The organism is Thalassobacter sp. (assembly GCF_982993085.1).
The window spans coordinates 1-2,031 of the sequence record NZ_CEZFMW010000229.1; the positions used below are offsets into that span (position 1 = coordinate 1).

Sequence of the window (2,031 nt, forward strand, 5' to 3'; positions counted from 1 at the left end):
TTATGCAAGCCAAGGGCAAACTTCGCGTTTTATCGGCTTGAAGATGCCGGTTTTCGCAGCTATTTTGCGCACTCTAGTCGGAGATCATAGAAGGATAAAACCGATAGCCCGCAGACCACACAATGCGCCCCCCGTTCGTGATACGGGACCGCGCGTGAATGACCGAATTCGTGCCACTGAAATCCGACTGATCGGCGCGGAAGGAGAAAACCTTGGCGTTGTTTCTCCCGCCAAAGCGATGTCGCTGGCTGACGAAGCCGGGCTTGATCTGGTAGAAATCTCTCCCAACGCTGTGCCCCCCGTGTGTAAAATCATGGACTTCGGCAAGTTCAAATATGAACAGCAGAAGAAAGAGGCAGAGGCCCGCAAAAAGCAAAAGATCATCGAGATCAAAGAGGTTAAGTTCCGTCCCGGCACTGATACCAATGACTACGATGTGAAAATGCGCAATGTTTACAAGTTCCTAGAGAACGGTGACAAGGTCAAGATCACGCTGCGCTTTCGCGGCCGTGAGATGGCGCACCAAAACCTGGGCCGTGAACTGCTTGAGCGTGTTGCGGGTGACGTTGACGGATTGGGCAAGGTTGAGAACATGCCCAAGATGGAGGGTCGTCAGATGGTTATGATGATCGGTCCGGTCGCTCGCTAAGGCCTGCTTCGCGCATATGACCTTGCATTTCATGCGGTCAGATATTCCAAAAGGGCGGTTTCTCCGCCCTTTTTTCATGGCTGCTCATGAGCCTAATGATGTGCCAAGGATCGCTTTTACGTATTGCCGTGTTTCGCGAAAGGGCGGCACGCCGCCGTGCTTTTCCACCGCACCAGGCCCTGCGTTGTAGGCCGCCAATGCCAATCGCCAGCTGCCGAATTTCCGATACTGCTGGGCCAAATAGCGCGCACCGCCCTCTAGGTTTTGATGCGGATCGCGCGGATTTACGCCCAAATCGCGCGCTGTTGCCGGCATCAACTGGGCCAACCCCAACGCACCTTTGTTCGATTTGGCCGATGGGTTCCAATTGCTCTCTTGCTTGACCAACCGCAGAAACAGATCCTCTGGGATGCCATGTCGGCGCGCCATTTCCCGCGCAGTAGGCAGGTATTGTGACCGCGTCGACCCGGTGTAGCGCGGTATCGCCAGAGCCGACGAGCCAAACGTCTGGGGCTGCAACCGCACCGAGTTAGAGTATTGCTTGGACAGACGTCCATCCATCAACTGCGTCTGGCTTTCAAAGATTGCCATGCGGTTCGAACTGGACGCCGTGGTTGACTGAGCGGAAACCGACATTGGCACCGCAACCGTCGCAATGATCACCCATAACAGCCGCATAATGTCCGCCCCCGCGTCCCTCGTTCCCGGCGAATATAACAATAATTCGCAACATGAAAAGACACGGGGCTTTTGCGGCTTTCCTTCCCTGCCCTCGAATGGTTTTCTGCGCCAAACGGATTCGAAAGGGAGAACGGCCATGGCAGGCTCCGTGAACAAAGTCATCATCATCGGAAATCTTGGCCGCGACCCCGAGGTCCGCAGCTTTCCCAATGGCGGTAAGGTGTGCAACCTGCGCATTGCGACCTCTGAAACTTGGAAAGACAAGAACAGCGGTGAGCGTCGTGAGAAGACCGAATGGCATTCTGTCGCGATCTTTTCTGAGCCGCTGATCCGCGTCGCAGAACAATATCTGCGCAAAGGTTCCAAGGTCTACATCGAAGGCCAGCTGGAAACGCGCAAGTGGCAGGACCAAAACGGTCAAGACAAATACAGCACTGAGGTGGCTCTGCGCCCCTACCGCTCTGAGCTAACCATGCTGGATGGTCGCGGCGAAGGCGGCGGTGGTTCCGGCGGCGGCGGTGGCTACGGTGGTGGCAGCGGCGGCGGCTATGGCGGCGGCGGCGGTGGTGACTACGGTGGCGGCTACGGTGGTGGCAGCGGCAACCAAGGTGGTGGCTTTGGCGGCGGCGGTGGTGCCTCGGACATGGATGACGAAATTCCGTTCTAAGCGGGCATGAAGTTCACCCCCTAACCTACTGAGA

General features: G+C 56.6%; 3 protein-coding genes. 2 read left to right on the forward strand and 1 reads right to left on the reverse strand.

Features of this window, described 5'->3' with window-relative positions; translation table 11 throughout:
• Window positions 1-154 precede the first annotated feature (154 nt).
• Entirely contained in the window at window positions 155-649 is a 495-nt protein-coding gene (gene infC, locus AC4GMC_RS18280) for a translation initiation factor IF-3 (protein ID WP_324618323.1), read from the forward strand.
• An 84-nt stretch (window positions 650-733) separates the two neighbouring features.
• Here the strand turns inward: infC and AC4GMC_RS18285 are convergent, their stop codons facing one another.
• On the reverse strand, window positions 734-1,327 hold the full coding sequence (locus AC4GMC_RS18285) for a lytic transglycosylase domain-containing protein (RefSeq protein ID WP_487876004.1): 594 nt from the start codon (window positions 1,325-1,327) through the stop codon (window positions 734-736).
• A 139-nt stretch (window positions 1,328-1,466) separates the two neighbouring features.
• Between AC4GMC_RS18285 and ssb the strand changes: the two genes are divergently transcribed.
• Complete coding sequence (ssb, locus tag AC4GMC_RS18290) at window positions 1,467-1,997, forward strand: single-stranded DNA-binding protein (protein ID WP_490391502.1); 531 nt, start codon at window positions 1,467-1,469, stop codon at window positions 1,995-1,997.
• Window positions 1,998-2,031 lie beyond the last annotated feature (34 nt).